Below are 20,876 nucleotides of genomic sequence, written 5' to 3' on the forward strand. Positions count from 1 at the left end.
GGCGCCCGGCGGGCGTCACTGAACGTGACGGGGATCACGCCGACCGATGCGCCGCCCGCGCCGAACCCGACGCGCTCCGTACCGGGGCCGGCGTCCACGACCCGAGCGGCCGGCGCCGGCGGTCGGGCGGATCGACGGCGGGGGGAGTAGCCGGTGCGGGTGATCCTGTACGGCGGCACGGGGATGGTCGGCCAGGGCGTGCTGCGCGAGTGCCTCGCCGACCCGCGGGTCACCGAGGTGCTGGCGGTCGGGCGGACGGCGGTGGCGCTGGCCCACCCGCGGCTGCGCCAGCTCGTGCCGGCCGACGTGGCCGACGCCCCGGCGTACGCCGACGAGCTGGACGGCTTCGACGCCTGCTTCTTCTGCCTGGGCGTCTCCTCGGTCGGGCTGCCGGCCGAGGAGTACCAGCGGATCACCCACGACCTGACCCTCGCGGTCGGCCGGGTCCTGGCCGAGCGGTCGCCGGGGCTGACCTTCTGCTACGTCTCGGGCGCCGGCACCGACCGGACCGAGCGCGGCCCGCGCCGGTGGGCGCGGGTCAAGGGGGCGACAGAGAACGCGCTGGTGGCGCTGCCGCTGCGGGTGTACGCGTTCCGGCCGGGCTACATCCAGGCCGGTCCGGGCATCACCTCGCGCACCCGCTGGTACGCCCTGGCCTACTCGGTCCTGGCGCCGCTGTACCCGGTGCTGCGCCGGGTCGCGCCCGGCTGGACCACCCGCACCGACACGATCGGCCGGGCGATGGTCACGGTCGCCGAGCGGGGCTGGCCGCGCGACGTCATGACCAGCCCGGACATCAACGCCGCCGGCGCCTGAATCGACCCGTCGTCACGGACGCTGTACCCGGCCGGCCGGTGTCACATCATCGCCTCGATGCCGGCCTCGACCCGGTCGAGGTTGTCCCACCAGGGTTCGCCGTCCGCCCGGGTCGAGGACAGCAGGCTGGCCGCCGTCACGTAGCACACCAGCGCCACCCGGTGTGCCGGCAGCAGCGTGTTGATGCCGTCCCGCCCCGCGTGCCCGGTGACGACCGTGAGCAGCGCCCGCACCTCGACGGCCGTCACGCCGGACCACCGCTCCAGGTCGCTGATCGCCGTGGCCAGGTCGTCGATCTCGGCCGGCGTGGGCGTGCGGCCGTGGAAGTCGTGGGCGATGAACGAGACGATCGCGCAGGCCAGCCGGCAGCCCTCGGTCCGGCTGGCGTCGTCGCCGAACACGTGGATCGCCTGCTCCAGCAGCGGCGTGCTGCGCTTGATGACGGCGTTGAGCGCCTGTCTGACCAGATCCTCGATCCGATCGTCGATCCTCACGGGCGTCCCCATTCCCCGATGCGCGGCGGTGCATCCGCGACGTCGGGCGGTACCGGTCGCGCGACCCGCGGGCACGGCGGGTGGCGGCGCGCGATCGGCCGGTGGGGCGACCGTCGGTCGGGGAGGCGGGACCGACCATATCCAATATGGCCGCGGGGCGGCAGCCCCCGCGGTGCTGACCCGCGGCGCTCCGCCACCACACACCACATCGGACCGGGTGCGGGAGCCGGTCACGACGAGCGCCGGGGGGAGGGGAAGCCACCGGTGCGGATGCGGCCGACGTGCTCCCCCCGAACCGCCGAGGGCGATGAACGGGGCGGCGACGCGGATCGGCGGGTACGGCGCCGGGCGCCGGCCGGCGGGGGCACACTACCCGCTGACCGGCGCCCGGCCGGGACCCCGCTCGGCTGTCGGGAGCCGCGGGGGAAGGGGATCGAGGTTCAGGGAGTCGGGGTCGGCGGGGTCGGCGTGATCGTGCCGCCCGTGGGCGCCGGCACCGGCGTCGGCGTGCTCGGCGGGTTGATCCACGGCGGTCGGATCTGCGGCTGCCGCTCCCGCATGCGGTCGTCGTCCCGCCACCGCTGGCCCGGGCCGCCGCCGTCGCGCCACCGGTCGACCCGCTCGTGCCGGCCCATCCGGTCGCCGTCGTGGTGGCTGACCGCCGCGCCGACCAGCGCGCCGGCGCCGCACAGCAGCGCGGTCAGCAGTACGCCGACGAAGAACGCGACCACCGTCGGTACCGTCAGCCAGCGCCGCGGCGGGCGGCCGGGACCGCCGCGCCAGCCGCGCCGGGGCGGCCCGCCCGGCGGCCACGGCGGGCCACCGGCCGGCGGCCCCCCGTACGGTCCCGCGGCCGGCGGCGCGCCGGGCGGGCCCGGGTGGGGCGGGGCGCCGGTCGGTCCGGCCGGGCCGCTCGCGGTCGGCGGCGGCGGTGGTCCGGCCGGACCGGGCTGGGGGTGCGGCGCCGCGGCCGGGGCCGGGGCGGCGGTGGGTTCACCGGTCGCCGGGGCGTCCGGCGACGAGGGTTGATCGGCGCTGGTACCGGACATTGTTCCTCCGAGGGGTCCGCGACCGTGCTGGGTTATTTCCCCAGGATGGCCCGCTGGCCTGCGGTAATGCTGCGGCCTCGCTGATATTTCCCTGAGAGTTGCGCACGGCGGGCGGGCGCCGTTTCGGCCGGGCGCGGCCGGGTACCGTTCCGGCAGGAGTCCCGCCCGCGGAGGTACGCCCGTGCACCGCAGCCCGCCCCCGCCGTTCGCCGACCGCGCCGCCGCCGGCCGGGCGCTCGCGGCCGCGCTCGCCGGTACGGCCGTCGACCTCGTCCTGGGGCTGCCCCGCGGCGGCGTGGTGATCGCCGCGGCGGTCGCGGAGGCGCTCGGGGCGGACCTCGACGCGCTGCTCGTCCGCAAGATCGGCGCGCCCGGCCACGCCGAGTGGGGGATCGGCGCGCTCGCCGAGGACGACCCGCCGGTCTTCGACGCGGACGCCCTGGACCGGCTGCGGCTGACGCCGGCGGCGCTCGCGCCGACGGTCGCCGCCGAGACCGCCGAGCTGCACCGCCGCCGGCTCGCCTACCGGGGCGGCCGGCCGGCGCCGCGGCTGCTCGACCGGCGGGTGCTGGTGGTGGACGACGGCCTGGCCACCGGGGTGACCGCCCGGGCCGCGCTGGCGCTGGCCCGGCGCCGGGGGGCGGCGTGGCTGGGCTTCGCCGTACCGGTGAGCCTGGCCGCCGGCGGCGGGCCGGCGGGCGACCTGGTCGACGGGTACCGGGCGCTGCGGGAGGCGCCCGAATTGTCCGCTGTCAGCGCCGCCTACCGGGACTTCCGGGCGGTGACCGACGCCGAGGTCACGGCGCTGCTGCGGGACCGGGTGCCGGCCGATGGACGCTGACGGCGTACGGGCCGCCCGCGTACGGGTCGCCGTCCCACGTCGCGTACCGCTCGGCCAGCGCCAGCCCGGCCGCCGCGCACCAGCCGTCGTACGCCGGTAGGTCCACCGGCGCCTCGGTCAGCGGCAGCTCCTCGGGGCGCAGGCCGAAACCGGACACGAGCGCGCCGCCGGGCGCCAGGTGCGCGGCCAGCCGGGCCACCGCGGTTGCCTCGGTGCCGGCGGCGAGCAGCGGGATCACGTTCCCGGCGGTCAGCACGAGGTCGAACCGGTCATTGAGGTCGAAGTCGGCCAGGTCCGCCTCGACCCAGCGCAGGTCCGGCGACCGCCGGCCGGCCGTGGCGAGCATCGAGGCGTCGGCGTCCACGCCCACGACGGCGTACCCCAGCTCGGCCAGCCGGATCGCGACCCGGCCGGTGCCGCAGCCGGCGTCCAGCACCCGCCCGCCGGGCGCGAGCCGGGCCGCGCAGAACGCCGCCTCGCCGTGCATGTCCCTTCCGGTCGCGGCCAGCGCGTCGACCCTGGCCGCGTACCGGTCGCCGCCGTCGTTACCGGAGATCTCCCGCCAACGCGTCACGCGCTCTCCCCTCGCCGGCCGCGGCCGGGCTTGTCAATCGAATACCATCAATGGACGTGGTGCCGTCGACTTCCTATGATCGCCGGTAGCCGCCGTCCCCATCCCCCCGGCGGCCCGCCCCCGGGAGTCGCGATGCGCCGCACCTCCGTCCGTCCGGCCCTGCCGCTGATCGTGGCGCTGGCCGCGCTGCCCGTGACCGTACCGGCGGCGGCCGCCGGGCGGGCACCCGCCGTGGTGATCCGCGCCGACACCGACCGCGACGGTGCCGTCGACCTGACCGGGACCACCGACGAGGCCGGCAAGACCACGGCCGACGCCACCCGCGGCGCGCTGTTCCTGCCCAACCTCGACGACGACGCCCGCCGCTGCGCCAGCCGCGACCAGGTGTGCGCCGACGCCGCCGACGCGGTCGTCAACGGCGACGAGGACGCCCGCGACCTGGCCCCGATCCGGACCGTCCCGGCCCCGTCGATCGCCGCCGGCAGCACGGCCCGGGTGACGGTCGAGGGCGCCGCCGCGAGCCGGGCCCGGCTGTTCGCCCGCCGCGGTACGGCCTGGGCTGAGGTCACGGCCTCGACCGCCTTCGCGGCCGACGAGCTGCGCGCCGGCCTGGTCCTCGGCCTGGAGGGCCGGGACATCGTGCGCGACCCGGCAACCTGGGACGGCACCGCCCGGGTGACCGTCGCGACCAGCGACGGCGGCACCGACACCGTCGCCCTGCGGGTCGCGCCGATGCTCGCCCACACCCACGTCCAGCCGACCCGGCAGCTCGTCGCGGCGCCGTCGAGCGGCGGCGACTTCCCCGCCTTCCGCCGCGACCTGGAGCGGGCCTCCGGCAGCGCCGGGGTGCCCGACCCGGTCCGGATCCTCGGCGGCGGGGACATCTGGGCGCAGGACTGGTTCGAGCCGATGTACGCCAGCGTCCCGGCGCCCGACGGGCCGCAGTCGCTGCGCCTGCTGATGCGCTCCGACCAGGACCGGGACGCGCAGCTCCAGCTCTACCCGCTGCGCGGGCCCGGCGTCGGCGTGGTGAAGCTCCCCGGCGGGACGGCCCGGCGGCCGGACACGTTCAACTCGTTCGGCAACCTGGAGACCATGCCGCCGTACCGGGCCGACGACCGCGGGTACCCGGCCGGGCGGCTCGTGCTCGGCGAGGACCCCGGCGGGTCCGGCCCGTCGGCGGTCACCCGCCGGGTGCTCGCCGCGCAGGGCGCGCAGGCGCCGCTGATCCTGGACACCGGCTGGCTGACCGTCGGCCACGTGGACGAGTTCATGCAGTTCCTGCCGGCGAGCACGCCCCGCGGCTGGCGGTACGCCGTCGCCGACCCGCGCGGCGCCGTCGCCCTGCTGCGCCGCGCGGCCGACGCCGGCAACGGCAGCGCGCCGCTGTCCTCGCACCGCGACTTCCGCCGTATGACCATCGCCGGCTTCCTCGCCGACAAGCGGCTGCTCGCCGACCAGGAGACGGCCGCGAAGAAGATCGACGCCAACCTGGCGACGGTCACCGCCGCGGCCGGGCTCACCGAGGCGGAGATCGTCCGCATCCCGACGCTGTACCGGACGGAGAGCGGCCGCGCCGCCGGCGGGCCCGGCGCCGCGGCGGCCCGGGACCGGCTGCTCGCCGCCACGCCCGGGCTGCGCGAGCGGCTGGCCGGGATGACGCCGGCCGAGCGGGACCGGGCGCTGCGCCGCGGCTCGATGGGGGCGCTGCTGCCGGCGGCGATCAACTCGATCGTGCTGCCGCCGAACCGGGTCATCGTCGCGAAGCAGTGGGGCCCGGTCGTCGGCGGCAGGGACCTGCTCGCGGACGCCGTCACGGCCGCCTACGCCGCGGTGGGCCTGACGGCCGAGTACGTCGACGACTACACCACGTACCACGTCGGCAAGGGCGAGGTGCACTGCGCCACCAACTCGCTGCGCGACATCCCGGCCCGGTGGTGGTAGCCGGCCCGGGGGCGCCCGGCGTGCCTGCACGACACCCCGGACGCCCCCGGCGTTCACCGACCCGCGGCCGCGTGCCCCGGCCCCGGCCCTAGCACGAGTCGCTGCCCCGGACCGAGACGGCGTCCCAGGCCGCCCGGGTCGTCCGACACTCCACGCCGCCGGGGAACAGCTCCCGGGCCGCGGCCACCGAGGCGGCGCGGGCCCGGGCGTGACTCCAGCCGGACGTCTTGCGGGACAGCGTCGCGACGAAGATCTTGGCTGCCTTCTGCACCCCGATCCCCGTCACCGTGCTGCTGTTGCAGGTCGGCGACGTCGGCTGGCCGTTGGTCGGGTTCGAGCCCTCGGCCAGCAGGTAGAACCAGTGGTTCTGTACGCCGGCGCCCTTGTGCACCTCCGGCGGCCCGCCGGTCCACATGCAGTTCGGGTCGCCGCGCTTCGCCGGGTCGTACATGTACCGGATCGGGCCGCTGCCGAAGAAGTTCGTCAGCTCGCCGACCTCGTAGTCCGGCTTGTCCCCCGGGTGGTTGGCGTAGAACTCGGTGACGTTGCCGAGGATGTCGCCGGCCGACTCGCTCATCGCGCCGACCTCACCGCCGCCACCGCCGCTGCCGGGCGTGTTCGCGAAGATCGCGTGCCCGTACTCGTGGCCGACGATGTCCATGTTGGTCATCTGCCGCTTGCCGTCCGAGGAGCGGCCGTAGCTGGTGTAGCTGCCGTTCCAGAACGCGTTGGCCTGGTTCAGCCCGACCCGGGCCGGGAAGCCGCGGCCGGTACCGGTGAAGCCGTTGCGGCCGGTCCACTCCCGGAGCATGTTCCACTCCTGCTGCGCGGAGTACATCGCGTCGGCGCAGCCGGACGGCAGGTCGGCCCCGCCGCCGCTGCCGTAGCTGTCGGTGGAGCTGGTGAACGGCGAGCCGTTCTGCCCGCCGCACTGCAGGCCCGGCCGGGTCGGGTCGACCAGCCGCCCGGCCGACAGGGCGCCGAGGTCCTGCTTGCCGTAGTAGCCGCCGTGGCCGGTGGCGTGCACGACCTCGTTCCAGGTCCGGTCCTCGATGACCCGGCCGGTCCGCGCGTCGACCACGACGTGCAGCCGGGCGGGGTCGCCGGCCCGGTCGACGCCCTCGATCTCCAGCTCGTACGCCAGCCGGCCGGCGCCGTCGGCGACCACGACCAGCGCCGGGGCGGCGACGCGGCGCACGGTACCGAGCCGGGCCCGGGCCACCCGGACGGCCCGCGCGGCGGGCACGGCCGCCCGGGTCGTGGCCAGCGCCAGCTCGGCCCGCTGGGCGACCCACGTGCTGAGCACCGTGCCCGCACGGTCGGTCACGACGACGAAGTCGCCGCCGAGGACCCGCAGGCCGCGGTGCGTCCGCTCGTACGCGACGTTCTCCAGCCCGCCGGCAGCGACGACGGACCGCTGCTCGACGCTGTCGTACGGGGACAGGTGCAGCGCATCGGGATCGCCGGCGATCAGCCGGTCGGCGGCGGCCGCGGCGAGCAGCGCCGGCGCGGCCCGCGGCGCCGCGGCGGCGGCCGGGCCGGCGGGGGCGGCGAGGGCGACGGCGCCGGCGACGACGACCGCCGCGCCCGCGGCGACAGTGCGTTTCATGGGGGACTCCTTTGGGGGGTGGGTCCCGCCGGGGCCGCGGCTCCGGCGAGCGACAGCCCCCGATCGGTACCGGCGCGGTGGACGCCGGCGCGACCGGGGCGGGATCGATCCCGGGCGGGGGTATCCGGGGGTCCGCCGCGCGGCCGGTGGGGACGGGAAATGTCTACCGGGATCGTTGTCCCCGGCCGCCCGCCGATCCACCTCCGGGTGTCGGAAGGGCAGCCGGTGGTGCCCTACATCCGTCGGCCGGCGGGCGCGGAGCCGGACCCCGACGGCGCTGGCGCCGGCGGGCAGCGGCGGACGCCTGGGCCGCCGAGATCAGGGAGTACGGCGGCCTGCCGCCCCGCCGACCGGCGATCCGCGGCCCGGCGGCGCCTAGGCTGGGGGGGTGGGTGAGGCGAAGACGGTACCGACCGGGGCGTCGGTCGAGGAGTTCCTGGCAGCCGTGGCCGATCCGCGGCGGCGGGCCGAGGCGGTCGCCGTGTGCGCGCTGATGGCCGAGGTGACCGGCGCCGAACCGCGGATGTGGGGGCCGGGCATCGTCGGCTTCGGCGCGTACCGCTACCGGTACGCGTCCGGCCGGGAGGGCGACTGGCCGGCGGTCGGCTTCGCCCCGCGCAAGCAGGCCCTGACCCTGTACCTCGCCGACGGCCTCGACGCCCACCGCGAGCTGCTGGCCCGCCTCGGCCCGCACACGACCGGCCGGTCGTGCCTGTACCTGAAGCGGCTCGCGGCCGTCGACGACGCGGTCCTGCGCGAACTGGTCGCGACGAGCTTCCGCCACCTCGACGGCACGACGATCACGACGTAACGCACGCACGCGGGCGCTGCCGGACCGAGGCTCCGCCGGCCCGGGCGGCCGGAAACGGGCTGCGGGGCGGGGCATCGGCCCGGGACGATCGGATCCGTGCTGCTCACCATCTCCACCACGTCCGCCCCGGCCACCGACCTCGGCTACCTGCTCGTCAAGCACCCGGACCGCGCGCACCGGTTCGACCTCGCGTACGGCACCGCGCACGTCCTCTTCCCCGAGGCCGGCGCGGACCGCTGCACCGCCGCCCTGCTGCTGGAGGTCGACGAGGACCGGCTCGCCGCCGGCGGCCGGCGCGAGGGCGGGCGCGGGCCGGCGATGCCCGACGGGTTCGCCCTCGGCCGGTACGTCAACGACCGGTCGTACGCGGCGTCCAGCCTGCTCGCCGGTGCCCTGAACCGGGTGTTCCGGTCGGCCCTGCGCGGCGAGTCGCGGGACCGCCCCGAGCGGGCCGCCGCGCCGCTGGACCTGGAGATCACCGTGCCGGTGCTGCGCTGCCGGGGCGGCGCCGCGGCAGCCGCACAGCTCTTCGGCCCGCTGGGCTGGGCGGTCGAGGCGACCGCGCTGCCGCTGGACGAGCGGGTGCCCGGCTGGGGCGACAGCCGGTACGTGGCGCTGCGGCTGACCGGCGCGCTGCGGCTCGCCGACGCGCTGAACCACCTGTACGTCCTGCTGCCCGTCCTCGACGACGCCAAGCACTACTGGGTGTCGCCGGCCGAGGTGGACAAGCTGCTGCGGGCCGGCACCGGCTGGCTCGCCGCGCACCCGGAGCGGGAGCTGATCGCCGGCCGGTACCTGGCGCACTCGCGCGGCCTGACCACGGCGGCGCTGGCGCAGCTCGACGAGGCCGGCCGGCAGGCGGCGCTGGCCGTGCTCGCCGGCGAGCGGCTCGCCGAGCCGGCCGGCGACCCCGACGCGGTCGCCGACCCCGCCGACGAGGCCGCGGCCGACGAGGACCTCGCCGTACCGGTGCCGGTCCCGCTCGCGCCCCAGCGGCGGGCCGCGGTCGTCGCCGCCCTGCGCGCGGCCGGCGGCGGGTCGGTGCTGGACCTGGGCTGCGGGTCGGGCGCGCTCATCGCGGACCTCGTGGCGCATCCGGAGTTCACCCGGATCACCGGCACCGACGTGTCGGTGCGCGAGCTGGAGCGGGCGCACCGGCGGCTGCACCCGGACCGGGTGCCGGAGCGGCAGCGCGGGCGGGTGACGCTGCTCCAGTCGGCGCTGACCTACCGCGACGAGCGGCTGCGCGGGTACGACGCGGCGGTGCTGATGGAGGTGGTCGAGCACGTGGACCCGCCGCGGCTGCCGGCGCTGGCGGCGGCGGTGTTCGGCGACGCCCGGCCGGCGACGGTGGTGGTGACGACGCCGAACGCGGAGTACAACGTGCGCTACCCCGGCCTGGCCGCGGGCGCGTTCCGGCACCCGGACCACCGGTTCGAGTGGACCCGGCCGCAGTTCGCCGAGTGGGCCGATGCGGTGGCGCGCCGGTACGGCTACCGCTGCCGGATCGAACCGGTCGGCCCGGCGGACCCCGACCTCGGCCCGCCGACCCAACTCGCCCTCTTCACCGCCGCCGACGCGCCGACCCCGGGAGCCGCCGCGTGACCGCCCTGGAGATCCCCGAACTCGCCCTCGTCGTGCTCGTCGGCGCGTCCGGCTCGGGCAAGTCGACCTTCGCCCGCCGGCACTTCGCGCCGAGCGAGGTGCTGTCGTCCGACGCGTTCCGGCTGATGGTCGGCGACGACGAGAACGACCAGTCGGTGTCGGCCGCGGCGTTCGACGCGCTGCACCACGTCGCCGGGCACCGGCTGCGGCTGGGCCGGCTCACCGTGGTCGACGCGACGAACGTGCAGGCGCACGCGCGGGCCGCGCTGGTCCGGGTGGCGCGCGAGCACGACGTGCTGCCGGTGGCGATCGTGCTGGACGTACCGGAGGGGGTCTGCTGGGAGCGCACCCGGGCCCGCCCGGACCGGGACATCGGCCGGGCCGTCATCGCCCGGATGGACCGCGACCTGCGCCGGTCCGTGCGCGGGCTGGGCCGGGAGGGCTTCCGGACCGTGCACCTGCTGCGCGGCGTCGAGGGGGTCGACGCCGCGCGGATCGAGCGGCAGCGGCTGTACAACGACCGGCGCGACCTGACCGGCCCGTTCGACGTCGTCGGCGACGTGCACGGCTGCCGCGCCGAGCTGGTGGCGCTGCTGGAGCGGCTGGGCTGGCGGGTCGCGTTCGACGAGGCGGGGCGGCCGGTCGACGCCGCGCACCCGCAGGGGCGCACGGCGGTGTTCGTCGGCGACCTGGTCGACCGCGGGCCCGACTCGCCCGGCGTGCTGCGGCTGGTCATGGGGATGGTGGCCGCGGGGCACGCGCTGTGCGTGCCGGGCAACCACGAGCAGAAGCTGCTGCGCAAGCTGCGCGGCCGCGGCGTGACGGTCAGCCACGGGCTCGCCGAGACGCTGGCGCAGCTCGACGCCGAGCCGCCGGGGTTCACCGCCGGCGTGGCCGCCTTCATCGACGGGCTGATCAGCCACTACGTCCTCGACGGCGGCCGGCTGGTGGTCGCGCACGCCGGGCTGAAGGAGGCGTACCACGGGCGGGCGTCGGCCCGGGTCCGCGCGTTCGCCCTGTACGGCGAGACCACCGGCGAGACCGACGAGTACGGGCTGCCCGTCCGCTACCCGTGGGCGGACGAGTACCGGGGCGCCGCCGCCGTCGTCTACGGCCACGTCCCCACGCCCGAACCGGAGTGGGTCAACAACACCCTGTGCCTGGACACCGGCTGCGTCTTCGGCGGCGCGCTGACCGCGCTGCGCTGGCCGGAGCGGGAGCTGGTCGCGGTACCGGCGGCGCGCGAGTACTACGCCCCGGTCAAGCCGCTGCGCCCGGCCGAGCCGGCGCGCGACGCCACCACCCTCGACCTCACCGACGTCGCCGGGCGGCGGCACCTCGACACCGGGTACGGGCCGGTCACGGTCGCCGCCGAGAACGCCGCCGCGGCGCTGGAGGTGATGAGCCGGTTCGCGATCGACCCGCGCTGGCTGGTCTGGCTGCCGCCGACGATGGCGCCGTCGTCGAGCGCCACGGTCGACGGGTACCTGGAGCACCCCCAGCAGGCCCTCGACGACTACCGCCGGGCCGGCGTCGCGCGGGTGGTCTGCGAGGAGAAGCACATGGGCTCGCGCGCGGTACTGCTGGTCCACCGCGACGCCGACGCCCCGCCCGGCCGGTTCGGCGAGGGCGGGGGAGCGGTCTGGACCCGGACCGGCCGGCCGTTCTTCGCCGACCCCGCGGCCAACGCCGCGCTGCTGGCCGACGCCCGGACCGCCGCCGAGAAGGCCGGGCTGTTCGCCGAGCACGGCGACTGGCTGCTGCTCGACGGCGAGCTGCTGCCCTGGTCGGCGAAGGCCGGCGAGCTGATCCGGACCCGGTTCGCCAACGTCGCCGCCGCCGGCCGGGCCGCCCTGCCCGCGGCCCTGGACCTGCTCGACGCCGCCGCGGCCCGCGGGCTCGACGTCGCCGACCTGCGCGGCCGGCTGGCCGCCCGGCGCGAGCACGTGGACCGGTACACCGCCGCGTACCGGGCGTACGTCCGGCCGACCGCCGGGCTGGACGGGGTGACACTGGCGCCGTTCGCGCTGCTGGCCAGCGCCGCCGGCGCGCACACCGACCGGGACCACGGCTGGCACCTGGCGGTCGCCGACCGGCTCGTCGCGGCCGACCCGGGCCGGTTCACCCCGACCCGCCGCCTGGTCGCGGACACCGGCGACCCCGCCTCCGTCGCCGCCGCGACCGACTGGTGGACCGACCTCACCGCCGCCGGGGGCGAGGGCATGGTGGTCAAGCCGTACGCCGGCCCGGCCGCCGCCGACGCGCGCGGCCGGCTGCACCAGCCGGGGATCAAGTGCCGCGGCCGGGAGTACCTGCGGCTGATCTACGGCCCCGACTACACCGAGCCGGACCGCCTCGCCGCCCGCCGCGACCGCAACCTCGGCCGCAAGCGCGGCCTGGCGCTGCGCGAGCACAAGTTGGGCCTGGCGGCGCTGGACCGGCTGGCCGCCGGCGAGCCGCTCTGGCGGGTGCACGAGCCGGTCTTCGCCGTACTGGCCGCCGAGTCCGAGCCGGTCGACCCGCGCCTGTGACCCCGTTCCCGGGATATCCGCAGCCGGGACACAGCCGGCCCCGGGCGGCGTGGCCTAGCCTGGGCGGCAGCCGCGGACCGGGAGGTACGGAGTGGGTGGGTTCATCAAGCGATTGCTGCTGTCGGCGCTCGCCGGCAGGTTGCAGCGGGCCGCGTACCGGCGCGGCGGGCACCCGGCGGTGGGCGGCCTGCTGCGCGCGGCCGAGCGCCACCTGTCCGCCCGCGCCCGCGGCCACGGGCACTACCGCCGCCGGCGCTGGTGACCCTCAGCGGGTGAGGACCGCCGCCGGGTCGCCGGCGTGGCGGACGTTCTCGATCCGTGTCGCCCGCACGGCCCAGCCGGCGCCGGCGCGGACCAGCCCGACGCCGTACCGGTTGGTCGGCAGCGCGTCCACCACCTCGACCCGGTCGCGCGGCTCGGCGGCCGCGTCGGCGGGGTCCGCGGCGACCAGGGCAATCCCATCGGTGACGTCCATGCGCTGTTCGAGGAGCCGGATTTCCGCGCGCCGCCCCGCGCGGCCGGGCGCGGTACGAGACTGGGAGCCATGAGCGACACCCACGTCTGGCCCGCGCTGCGCGCCGCCGACGCCCGCGCCCTGATCGCCTTCCTCACCGCCGCGTTCGGCTTCACCGAGGCCGTCGTGTACGGCGAGGGCGACCGCGTCGACCACGCCGAGCTGGCCTGGCCGCCCGGCGGCGGGGTCATGCTCGGCAGCGCCCGCGGCGGCCCGGACGACCCGTGGCCGCTGCCGCCGGGCTCGGCCGGCACGTACCTGGTCACCGCCGACCCGGACGCCCTGTACGCCAGGGCGGTCGCCGCCGGCGCCACGATCGTGCGGGCCGTGCACGACACCGACCACGGCTCCCGCGACTTCATCGCCCGCGACCCGGAGGGCAACCTGTGGGGCTTCGGCACGTACGGCGGCGCCCCGCGCACCTGACCCGCCCGCCCGGCGCGGGTGACCTTGACGGGTTGCCGACCGAACTGTCGACATCGCCGCGACGCGTGATCGAATGTGAACGGTCGCCATCGTCAAGGTGTGGAGGCAGGATCGTGGACCCGTCGACCCCGGCGCCCCCGTGCGGGCGGGCGTAGTGCGCGAACTGTCCCGCGACGCGTTCGTCGACCTGCTCACCGGCATCCGGTCGTCCTGGGCCCACTTCGAGCAGCGCGACTCGTACGGCGCCCCCGACGACCTCGCCGAGATCCGCCGCTGGCGCCGCGGCGCGCCCACCGACCCGTCGTACTACGCCGACTACGCCGCGATGCTCGCCCGGCTCGCCGGCCGCGGCCGCAGCCTGCGCCGCCTCAAGGTCGTCTCGGAGCCGCTGAGCGAGTACCACCGCTGGATCCGCTCGATGATCGCGCCGATCATCGAGGCCGGCGAGGCGACCCGCTGGCTGCCCCGGCGCGCGGTGCTGGGCCACCGGCTGCCGGCGACCGACTACTACCTGCTGGACGGCAGCAGCGTCGTCCTGCTCGACTTCGACGGCGACGGGCGGCTGCTGTCCCGGCTGCTCACCACGGAGCCGGGGGTGGTCCGCGCGTGCGCGGCGGCGTTCGAGGAGTGCTGGGTGTTGGGCGCCGGCCTGACCGGCGCCGCCGTCGCCGGCTAGCCCGGCCGGGTCCCGGCGCGGCCGGATCGTCGCCCGGTACGGTGGCCGGGACAGGGGGGTGCCGGATGGTCGAGATGTGGGACAACCCGGCCTGCTCGAAGTGCGCCGCCGCGCGCACCGAGCTGGCCGCCGCCGGGGTGCCGGTGGCGCTGCGGCCGTACCTCGACGCGCCGCCCACCCCGGCCGAGCTGGCCGCGGTACTGGATCGGCTCGGCGTGCGACCGTGGGACGTCTGCCGGCTCGGCGAGCCGGTCGCCGCCGAGCTGGGCCTGGCCGCCCGGGGCCGGACGCCGGCCGACGTACCGGGGTGGATCGAGGCGATGGCGGCGCACCCGGAGCTGATCCAGCGGCCGATCCTGCTCACCGACGACGGCGGCGCGGTCGTGGCCCGCACGCCGGGGGCGATCGCCGAGGCGATCCGCCGCACCCGCTGACACGCGGGTGCGACGCCCGCCGGGCGACCCCCGGGGCGCAGCGGGAGCCGGCACCGCCCGCCGCACGAGTGGTCGGCGGCGCGCTCGCGGCCCGCGGGGACTCCCGCGCGGGAACGCATCCACCTATTCCGGGCGGGAACGCGTCCGCCGCCCGGCGTCGGGTGACGCGGGCGGCGGAGGGGGTGGGGTCAGCGGACGAACAGGTGGTCGCCGCCGGCGTTGCCGACGCAGCTGAAGCTCAGCCAGACCCGGTTGTCCAGGCCGGCCCGGCCGGTGTCGGCGCACTCGGTGCCGCGCGGCGCGGTGTACAGGTGGGTCCAGGACTGGCGCAGGCCGCTGGCCGGGGCGTGGTTGACCAGCAGGATGTGGCCGGCGATGCCGGCGTGGATGTCGTACGTCACCCACAGGCCGGCGGCGCGGCCGGCGTCGCCGAGCGCCTCGGTGCGGGTGTGCGAGCTGCGGGTGCCGAGCGGCGACTCCTGCACGACCGTGGCGGCGGCGGGAGCCGGCACCGCGACGGCGGCGGTGGCGGCGACGGCCCCGGCGACGAGCGACTGGACCATCGTGGCGACCTTCATGGTTCGTCCTCCCCAAGACGATTGCGATGACCGCCGCGAGCGCGGCGGGCACGGAAATTCCCCGTTACCGGAGTCCCATTTCTCCGGTGGCCGTTGTGTTATTCACCCGTCCGGGTGAACCAGCCATGGGGAACCATAGTGCAATCCACGATGGAGGGGGGCGGCGTCGATTATCGGTATCCAGCGGTGGCGATCGATTTACCCTGGTGGCGCGATTCCGGGCCCGATCCCGAGCGGCGCAGCTCACACGAGCGACAGTTGTCGATCCGCCGGTCCGGTTCCGCGTTTCCGCAGGTCAGAGCCGCTATGTTGGGCCGATTGAGAGCGCTGCCACAGGGCGGCCGGAATCGGTGTGACCCCGCTCGCACGACCGTCCGGATGGGACGCCGACGGAAAGCCAATGCGAACCGCGGGTGTCCTCAGGAATTCCGCCAGGTGCGGCCCGCCCGGGCGATGAGCCGATCGGCGTCGGTCGGACCCCAGGAGGCGGCCTCGTACGTCGGAATGGGTCGGTCGTCATCCGCCCAACGGCTGATGATCGGGTCCACGATGCGCCAGCACTGGGCGACCTCGTCCGAGCGGATGAACAGCGTCGGGTCGCCGACCAGCGCGTCGAGCAGCAGCCGCTCGTACGCCTCCGGGGACTCCTCGCGGAACGTGTCGCCGTACGAGAAGTCCATCGACGCCGAGCGGACCCGGAACGCGTGGCCGGGCACCTTCGCGCCGAACCGCAGGGTGATCCCCTCGTCGGGCTGGATCCGCAGGATCAGCGCGTCCGGCTCCATCTCCTGCACCTGCGCCGCGGCGATCGGCAGGTGCGGCGGGCGCTGGAACTGGAGCACGACCTCGGTCACCCGGCTGGGCATCCGCTTGCCGGTGCGGACGTAGAACGGGACGCCGGCCCAGCGCCAGTTCTCCACGTCGAGGCGCAGCGCGGAGTACGTCTCGGTCCGCGACAGCGGGTCGACGCCCTCCTCCTCGCGGTAGCCGGGCATCAGCTCGAACCGGGTGCCGCCGCGGGTGTACTGGCCGCGCACGGCGATCTCGTCGATGTCGGCGGCCGTGGGCAGCCGGATCGACTGGAGCAGCTTGACCTTCTCGTTGCGGATCGACTCGGCCGAGAACGACGCCGGCGGCTCCATCAGCGCGAGCGCGAGCACCTGCAGGACGTGGTTCTGCACGATGTCGCGCATCGCGCCGGCGTGCTCGTAGAAGCTGCCCCGGGTCCCGACGCCGAGCGTCTCGGCCACGGTGATCTGCACGTGGTCGACCCAGGAGCGGTTCCAGATCGGCTGGAAGATCGAGTTGGCGAAGCGCAGGGCGAGGACGTTCTGCACGGTGTTCTTGCCCAGGTAGTGGTCGATCCGGAACACCCGGGACTCGTCGAACGCGGCGTGCACGGTCGCGTCGAGCTGCCGGGCGCTGGCCTCGTGGTGCCCGTACGGCTTCTCGATCACGACTCGGGCGAACGCCCCCGGCGCCTCGGCGTTCAGGCCCGCCCCGGCCAGCCCGTTGATGATCTTCGGGAACGCCTGCGGCGGCGTGGCCAGGTAGAACAGCCGGCTGCCGGCGGTCCCGCGCTGCTCGTCGAGGTCGGCCAGCACGCCGGCCAGCCTCCGGTACGTCGCCGGGTCGTCGTAGCCGCCGCTGACGTACCGGATGCCCTGGTGCAGCGGCGGCAGCGCCGACAGGTCGGCGCCGTCGAAGGCGCGGGCGGCGAACCCGGGGTCGTCCAGGGCCGACCGGGCCACCCCGACCACGGCGAACCGCTTGTCCAGCCGCTTGTGCCGGGCGAGGTTGAGCACGGCGGGGACCAGCTTGCGCCGGGTCAGGTCGCCGGACGCGCCGAAGATCACGAGGGTGGCCGGCGGGGCGCTGCGGTCGTCGGCGAACGCGGGGAGGGAGGCGTCAGCGGCGGTCATGGCCCGAGACTATCCGGGCTCCGGTCCGGCCGGGCGCGGTCGCGCGCTACGGACCAGCCTCCCCGCCCGCCCCCACGCACCCCGCGCCGCCGGCCCTCCCGAACCTGCCCTTTCAGCCCGGCGCCCGCGAACCCCCTGCCCTTCGCGGGTGCCGCCGCCACCGTCCGCGCCGCCGGCCCCCGCACCCCCGGGCCCCGCGCTGCCGGCGCGCCCGCGGCGCCGTTGGTGATCATGGTGGGAGAGACCTCGTGAGGGCGCTGAGAGGTGTCTCAGCTCTTGATGGGGGCTCGGCCGGGGTCAGCGGCGGCGGGTGCAGACGGGGGCGGCGGGGGAGATGGCGTCGGTCGCGTAGACGACGGCGATCGTGAAGCAGTAGCCGGTGCCGGGGCGCAGGCCGTGCACCGTGTAGCGGGTGGCGCCCGGCGGCAGGGAGCCGAACGGCGCGCTGGGCCCGCCGCGCCGCCCGCCGGCGACCAGCACCGGTCCCTGCGCGCCGGTCGGGTACGACCAGGTCAGGAGCACGCTGTCGGCCCGGTCCACGAGCCGCACCCCGCCGGGCGGCGGCAGCGCCGCACCGGGCACCGCGGTACCGGCGTTCGGCGACCCGGCTCCCGGCCCGCCGGTACCCGGCCCGCCGGCACCCGGAGTTCCGCTGCCGGGCCGCCCGGAGGGAGCCCCGGTGCCCGCCGGCGCGTTCCCGGTCGGGGCGCCGCTGACCGGGGAGGCGCCAGCGCCCGGCGTACCCGCCGTCGGGACGGCCGAGCCGGGCGGGGGCGAGCGGTCGAGGTAGTGCACGGCGCCCGCGCCGAGCGCGGCGGCGACCAGGGCGACACCGCCGTACAGCAGCGGCGTCCGCAGCCGCGCGCTCCCGCCGCTGCGCCACCCGCTGTACGGGTCCGGGGCGTCGTCGACGGTCATGCGCCGCACCGGGGCAACGGGGGAGCGGGGGCCGGGCGGCAGCGCGCCGACACCGGACGGTCCGGCCAACGGCACCGCGGGGGTATGAGCCGCCGGGGGAGGAGCGGCGTCGCCGGGCCGGCGGGGAAGCGGGTAGCCGGGCGGGACGTACAGGCGCGCGTCGCCCCCGCTGTCCGGTTCGGCCACATCGACCTCGACCCGGCCGGCGAGTGCGGGCGGACCGGGCTCCCGCAGCGGTCCGCCGTGCGCCCCGACGCCCGCCGGATCCGGGCCGTTCCACCCGCCACCGGCCGGCGCCGACCGCGGGCTCACCCCGGTGCCGGACGCATCGGTACCCCGATCGGCCACCCGCGACGGCGAGGGTTTCGGCGGTGGCTTCGAGCCGGTCGACGACCCGGCGGCCCGCGAATCGGCGCCCGTGGCCGCCGCACCCCCGGCCACCGGACCCACCCATGGCCCGTCCGGGGCGGGGCCGGTCCTGTCCGGGCGGGGCTCGCCGACGACCGAAGCGGGCGGAACCACCGCGGGAACCGGCCCACCCGCCGCCGGACCCGACCCGGGCACATCGGAATCGGGTTCGCGGGCGTCGCCGCTCGGTGGGTTCGCGCGCACCGCCGCCAGGCGCTCGACCGCCGCCGCCGTCTCCGCCGCGCCCGCCCCGTGCCGGGCCGTCAGCGCCGCCACGACCGCCTCGTACTGGCGGATCGCCGCCGCCCGCCGCCCGTCCGCGTGCAGCGCCTCGGCCAGCGTCGTCGCGCACCGGACCCGCCGCGGGTCCGCCGGCCCGCCCTCCTGCGCCGCTACGTCGCCGGCGTACCGGGCCCAGGCGCAGGCGAAGCCGGGCTGGCCCGCGGCGGTGAGCAGGGCGGCGTACCGGTCGGCGGCGTCGATGAGGGCGTCCGGCCCGGTGGCCGGGTCGGACAGCACGCGCTCCAGCTCGTCGCGCGCGGCGACAGCCGCCGGTTCATCTCGCGCGCCAGCGGCCGCCGGCGGGTCGCCGGCGGCGTCGGGTGCGGCGGCGGGCCCGGCCGGGCATCCGTCCGCGTCCACGTTCCCCGTCACGCACCCATAGTGGTCGCTCGCCGAGGGCCGCGACAAGGCCGACCGGTGCCGGGGGAGCGGCCCCGGCGTCCGGTCAGCGCGGCTGCCAGGCGTCCGGCTGGGTGGTGAGCTTGCGCACCCTGGCCGGCATCCGGCCGGAGATGAGCTGGGCGAGGCTGACGTGGTCGACCACGTCGCGGACGGCCGCCCGGACGGCGACCCACAGCGTCGGCAGGTGCTCGGCGCTGCCGTCGTAGCTGGTCTCCTCCGGACGGACGCCGCGGACCTCGGCGAGCGGCCCGTCCACGGCCCGCAGGAGCTGGCCGACGGTCACGTCCTCCGGAGCGGAGGCGAGCGCGTAGCCGCCGTCGGCGCCGCGCTGGGAGCGGACGAGGCCGGCGCGCCGCAGGTCCGCGAGCACCGCCTCCAGGAATTTGTACGGCAGCGCCTGTTGTTGCGCGATGGCGTGGGCGGGGAGCAGATGGGGGTGGGCGGCGGCGAGACTCAGGGCCGCCCGCACCGCATAGTCACCGCGCGCTGATATTTGCACGTCCCCCATCATGCCGAATGGTTACGTTCGGGCGGGGGCGGGTGCCGGGATCGCCCGGCGGGCAGCGTCCATAGTGCGCCGGGCCCGCTCCCGTGGAGCGGACCCGGTTCGGGTCGGGTGAGCTGTCCCGGTGCCGTCAGCGCCCGGCGAGCAGGCGGTTCACCGCGGCGTCGACGTCCAGGTGGTCGGTCTCCCGGCCGCGGGCGACGACGACGTAGGTACGGCGCAGGAATCGGACGAGCACGCTGCGCGGTACCTCGAACAGGGCGTTGCCGTCGGGTGACGACAGCGCGAGCGCGACGAAGTCGCCGCGCGGCGTGGCCCAGGGCCACACCCGGACGTCGCCGATGCCGGCGGGCTCGTCGAGCCCGGTCATCAGCAACTCGCGGGCGAAGGACCAGCTCACGGCCTCCCCGCCGGCGGACTCGGCGTGGAACAGGACATGAACGGCGTACGGATCGGCTGGGTCGTAGCGGAGACTGGCGCGCACCGGCAGCGCGGTGGCATCAGGCGCGACGAGCCGAAGCGACGTTTCAACCTCAACGGTTGTGGGTCGAATGGCACTCATGGACGAACTCCCCCCGGCACCGCGGCGGGGCAGCTCAACCCCGCGATTCCCATACTCAGGTGATAGCTGTCGTTACGCTCAGCCATGCCCCGATCTCACCCGGTAGGGGGAAGGCGGACATTGTGTTGCCGCGGAACACCCTATTTACGGATATACTGCGCTGTTCTGCCATCGCAGGCAGAGGTGGCCCGGCGTCGGGCCTGACCCGTACGTCGACTCACTCCGGTAACGTGCGGCCGTCATGGTTAGTGACGGGCCAAATGCGACTGCGAGGCGAATTAGTGACCGCATCGAAGCGTAACCGTATTGGGTGACTTTGTCCGATAAAGACCAATTACGTGGAGTTAGTGCCCCCGCGGGCCCGTGGGCCCGGCTCCGCCTCCGGGTCGCCGCCACCCTCGCCGTGATCCGGGCCCACCCGACCGGCCGGGTGGCGTTCCGGGTCGCGATCGCCCTGCTCGGCGCCCTGGTCGTGGCCGTGGGGCTGGTGCTCATCCCGCTGCCCGGGCCCGGCTGGGCGCTGGTGCTGCTGGGGCTCGCCATCTGGGCGGTGGAGTTCGTCTGGGCCAAGCACCTGCTCCGGTACACCCGGCACCGGGTCCAGCTCTGGACCCGGTGGGCGACCGGCCGGTCGCTGCCGGTCCGGCTGCTGCTCGGGGCCGCCGGGCTCGCCTTCGTCGCCGCCGTCACGGTGCTGTCGCTGCGGTACGGGCTCGGCATCGACGTCGTCGCCGACGTCTGGCGGTACGTCACCACCCACTGACCCCGGGGCGCGGGACCCCCGGCGGCATCCGGTACAGTCATGTCCCGTTGCGGGCGATTAGCTCAGCGGGAGAGCACTCCGTTCACACCGGAGAGGTCACTGGTTCGATCCCAGTATCGCCCACCGCACGAAACAGCAGGTCAAGGCCCCGCTCACGCGGGGCCTTCGCCATTGTGGGGGGTCGTCCGGCGGACCGGATCGGCCGCTGGGGC

At 76.6% G+C, this 20,876-nt stretch carries 21 protein-coding genes and 1 tRNA gene; 12 read left to right on the forward strand and 10 right to left on the reverse strand.

What is annotated here, in order from left to right:
* Nucleotides 1-153: 153 nt before the first annotated feature.
* Nucleotides 154-816, forward strand: a complete 663-nt coding sequence (locus tag IEY94_RS03210; protein WP_189168468.1) for a Rossmann-fold NAD(P)-binding domain-containing protein — start codon at nucleotides 154-156, stop codon at nucleotides 814-816.
* 41 nt (nucleotides 817-857) lie between these two features.
* Here the strand turns inward: IEY94_RS03210 and IEY94_RS03215 are convergent, their stop codons facing one another.
* The gene (locus IEY94_RS03215) at nucleotides 858-1,310 is read right to left on the reverse strand and encodes a hypothetical protein (RefSeq protein ID WP_189168469.1); all 453 of its coding nucleotides are present in this window, start codon (nucleotides 1,308-1,310) and stop codon (nucleotides 858-860) included.
* A 440-nt stretch (nucleotides 1,311-1,750) separates the two neighbouring features.
* Complete coding sequence (locus IEY94_RS03220) at nucleotides 1,751-2,041, reverse strand: hypothetical protein (protein ID WP_189168470.1); 291 nt, start codon at nucleotides 2,039-2,041, stop codon at nucleotides 1,751-1,753.
* A gap of 499 nt (nucleotides 2,042-2,540) precedes the next feature.
* On the opposite strand from IEY94_RS03220, the gene IEY94_RS03225 reads away from it, so the two are divergent.
* Nucleotides 2,541-3,200, forward strand: a complete 660-nt coding sequence (locus IEY94_RS03225; RefSeq protein WP_189168471.1) for a phosphoribosyltransferase family protein — start codon at nucleotides 2,541-2,543, stop codon at nucleotides 3,198-3,200.
* Here IEY94_RS03225 and IEY94_RS03230 read toward each other — a convergent pair.
* Nucleotides 3,157-3,774 carry a class I SAM-dependent methyltransferase gene (locus tag IEY94_RS03230; protein WP_189168472.1) on the reverse strand — a complete coding sequence of 206 codons (618 nt, stop codon included), beginning with the start codon at nucleotides 3,772-3,774 and terminating at the stop codon, nucleotides 3,157-3,159. The two genes, IEY94_RS03225 and IEY94_RS03230, sit on opposite strands and share 44 nt — an antisense overlap.
* A 132-nt stretch (nucleotides 3,775-3,906) precedes the next feature.
* Here IEY94_RS03230 and IEY94_RS03235 point away from each other — a divergent pair, with 132 nt between their 5' ends.
* On the forward strand, nucleotides 3,907-5,718 hold the full coding sequence (locus IEY94_RS03235) for a protein-arginine deiminase family protein (RefSeq protein ID WP_189168473.1): 1,812 nt from the start codon (nucleotides 3,907-3,909) through the stop codon (nucleotides 5,716-5,718).
* Nucleotides 5,719-5,806: 88 nt separating this feature from the next.
* Here the strand turns inward: IEY94_RS03235 and IEY94_RS03240 are convergent, their stop codons facing one another.
* On the reverse strand, nucleotides 5,807-7,327 hold the full coding sequence (locus IEY94_RS03240) for a M4 family metallopeptidase (protein WP_189168474.1): 1,521 nt from the start codon (nucleotides 7,325-7,327) through the stop codon (nucleotides 5,807-5,809).
* A gap of 388 nt (nucleotides 7,328-7,715) precedes the next feature.
* Here IEY94_RS03240 and IEY94_RS03245 point away from each other — a divergent pair, with 388 nt between their 5' ends.
* The 4 genes from IEY94_RS03245 to IEY94_RS03260 all read left to right on the forward strand — a co-directional run bounded on the left by IEY94_RS03245 (nucleotide 7,716) and on the right by IEY94_RS03260 (nucleotide 12,536).
* Nucleotides 7,716-8,138: a DUF1801 domain-containing protein gene (locus IEY94_RS03245; protein ID WP_189168475.1), complete on the forward strand. Its 423-nt coding sequence runs from the start codon at nucleotides 7,716-7,718 to the stop codon at nucleotides 8,136-8,138.
* A gap of 96 nt (nucleotides 8,139-8,234) precedes the next feature.
* Nucleotides 8,235-9,743, forward strand: coding sequence for a 3' terminal RNA ribose 2'-O-methyltransferase Hen1 (locus tag IEY94_RS03250; RefSeq protein WP_189168476.1), 1,509 nt, complete (start codon nucleotides 8,235-8,237; stop codon nucleotides 9,741-9,743).
* Complete coding sequence (locus IEY94_RS03255; RefSeq protein WP_189168477.1) at nucleotides 9,740-12,274, forward strand: polynucleotide kinase-phosphatase; 2,535 nt, start codon at nucleotides 9,740-9,742, stop codon at nucleotides 12,272-12,274. Before IEY94_RS03250 ends, IEY94_RS03255 begins: the two co-directional genes overlap by 4 nt.
* Before the next feature lie 91 nt (nucleotides 12,275-12,365).
* A complete protein-coding gene (locus IEY94_RS03260) occupies nucleotides 12,366-12,536 on the forward strand; it encodes a hypothetical protein (RefSeq protein ID WP_189168478.1) in 171 nt (56 codons plus the stop codon).
* A gap of 3 nt (nucleotides 12,537-12,539) precedes the next feature.
* On the opposite strand, the gene IEY94_RS03265 is transcribed toward IEY94_RS03260, so the two are convergent.
* Nucleotides 12,540-12,749 carry a hypothetical protein gene (locus IEY94_RS03265; RefSeq protein WP_189168479.1) on the reverse strand — a complete coding sequence of 70 codons (210 nt, stop codon included), beginning with the start codon at nucleotides 12,747-12,749 and terminating at the stop codon, nucleotides 12,540-12,542.
* Between the two features lie 69 nt (nucleotides 12,750-12,818).
* Here IEY94_RS03265 and IEY94_RS03270 point away from each other — a divergent pair, with 69 nt between their 5' ends.
* The 3 genes from IEY94_RS03270 to IEY94_RS03280 all read left to right on the forward strand — a co-directional run bounded on the left by IEY94_RS03270 (nucleotide 12,819) and on the right by IEY94_RS03280 (nucleotide 14,324).
* A complete protein-coding gene (locus tag IEY94_RS03270) occupies nucleotides 12,819-13,214 on the forward strand; it encodes a VOC family protein (protein ID WP_189168480.1) in 396 nt (131 codons plus the stop codon).
* 154 nt (nucleotides 13,215-13,368) lie between these two features.
* Nucleotides 13,369-13,890: a DUF6879 family protein gene (locus IEY94_RS03275; protein WP_189168481.1), complete on the forward strand. Its 522-nt coding sequence runs from the start codon at nucleotides 13,369-13,371 to the stop codon at nucleotides 13,888-13,890.
* A gap of 65 nt (nucleotides 13,891-13,955) precedes the next feature.
* Nucleotides 13,956-14,324, forward strand: coding sequence for an ArsC/Spx/MgsR family protein (locus IEY94_RS03280; RefSeq protein ID WP_189168482.1), 369 nt, complete (start codon nucleotides 13,956-13,958; stop codon nucleotides 14,322-14,324).
* A 188-nt stretch (nucleotides 14,325-14,512) separates the two neighbouring features.
* Here the strand turns inward: IEY94_RS03280 and IEY94_RS03285 are convergent, their stop codons facing one another.
* From IEY94_RS03285 to IEY94_RS03305, 5 genes are all read right to left on the reverse strand, one after another.
* Nucleotides 14,513-14,902 carry a hypothetical protein gene (locus IEY94_RS03285; RefSeq protein WP_189168483.1) on the reverse strand — a complete coding sequence of 130 codons (390 nt, stop codon included), beginning with the start codon at nucleotides 14,900-14,902 and terminating at the stop codon, nucleotides 14,513-14,515.
* A 419-nt stretch (nucleotides 14,903-15,321) separates the two neighbouring features.
* Nucleotides 15,322-16,824, reverse strand: a complete 1,503-nt coding sequence (gene zwf / locus IEY94_RS03290) for a glucose-6-phosphate dehydrogenase (protein WP_189168484.1) — start codon at nucleotides 16,822-16,824, stop codon at nucleotides 15,322-15,324.
* 297 nt (nucleotides 16,825-17,121) lie between these two features.
* On the reverse strand, nucleotides 17,122-18,804 hold the full coding sequence (locus tag IEY94_RS03295) for a hypothetical protein (RefSeq protein ID WP_189168485.1): 1,683 nt from the start codon (nucleotides 18,802-18,804) through the stop codon (nucleotides 17,122-17,124).
* Between the two features lie 73 nt (nucleotides 18,805-18,877).
* Nucleotides 18,878-19,333, reverse strand: a complete 456-nt coding sequence (locus IEY94_RS03300) for an RrF2 family transcriptional regulator (protein ID WP_189168486.1) — start codon at nucleotides 19,331-19,333, stop codon at nucleotides 18,878-18,880.
* A 136-nt stretch (nucleotides 19,334-19,469) separates the two neighbouring features.
* Complete coding sequence (locus IEY94_RS03305; protein ID WP_189168487.1) at nucleotides 19,470-19,901, reverse strand: SsgA family sporulation/cell division regulator; 432 nt, start codon at nucleotides 19,899-19,901, stop codon at nucleotides 19,470-19,472.
* 403 nt (nucleotides 19,902-20,304) lie between these two features.
* Here IEY94_RS03305 and IEY94_RS03310 point away from each other — a divergent pair, with 403 nt between their 5' ends.
* Together IEY94_RS03310 and IEY94_RS03315 are read left to right on the forward strand one after the other, a co-directional pair.
* Nucleotides 20,305-20,664: a TIGR02611 family protein gene (locus tag IEY94_RS03310; protein WP_229783322.1), complete on the forward strand. Its 360-nt coding sequence runs from the start codon at nucleotides 20,305-20,307 to the stop codon at nucleotides 20,662-20,664.
* A gap of 51 nt (nucleotides 20,665-20,715) precedes the next feature.
* Nucleotides 20,716-20,787 (forward strand) — tRNA-Val (locus IEY94_RS03315).
* The last annotated feature ends 89 nt before the right edge of the window (nucleotides 20,788-20,876 follow it).

The organism is Pilimelia anulata (assembly GCF_014647895.1).
In the GTDB taxonomy this organism is placed as follows: Bacteria; Actinomycetota; Actinomycetes; order Mycobacteriales; family Micromonosporaceae; genus Pilimelia; species Pilimelia anulata.